The sequence below is a fragment of the Micromonospora sp. LOL_013 genome (assembly GCF_048060315.1).
Lineage (GTDB): Bacteria > Actinomycetota > Actinomycetes > Mycobacteriales > Micromonosporaceae > Micromonospora_E.
In genome coordinates this window covers 1-364 of sequence record NZ_JBHMIQ010000124.1, presented here as the reverse complement: position 1 = coordinate 364, position 364 = coordinate 1, and the positions used below count along the sequence as shown (strand labels likewise).

The 364-nt window shown below is 72.8% G+C and carries 1 protein-coding gene; it reads right to left on the bottom strand.

Annotated elements, in window-relative coordinates; translation table 11 throughout:
* A partial coding sequence (locus tag ACFHWS_RS28610; RefSeq protein WP_416569597.1) for a 2-keto-4-pentenoate hydratase occupies positions 1-364 on the bottom strand: 364 nt, incomplete at both ends.

The window sequence follows — 364 nt, the reverse complement described above, 5'->3', positions numbered from 1 at the left end:
GCAGCGAGAAGGTGAAGTCGCGGTAGCGGGAGTCGATGACCTCCAGCGCGGGGGCGACGGCCCGCACCGCATCGGTGAACGGCATCCCGGGTGTCGGCGGCCGGTCCAGCAGGAAGGCGATCTCCGGCTCGACCCGGGGGTGGATCAGCCCGGAGATGTCGACGCTGCCCCCGTCCGGTACGGCGGTGACGTCGGTGAGCTGGCCGAGGATCGGGGAGTCGACGCCGACCTGGACCATCTTCGCCCGGCTGGTCAGGCCCATCTTGACGCCGACGAGGCGTTCGCCCCGGCCGGTGCGCCGGACGATCAGGGCCTGCTGCACCGCGTAGGCGGCGTCGACGTCGACCCGGTGGGCGTCGGCGAG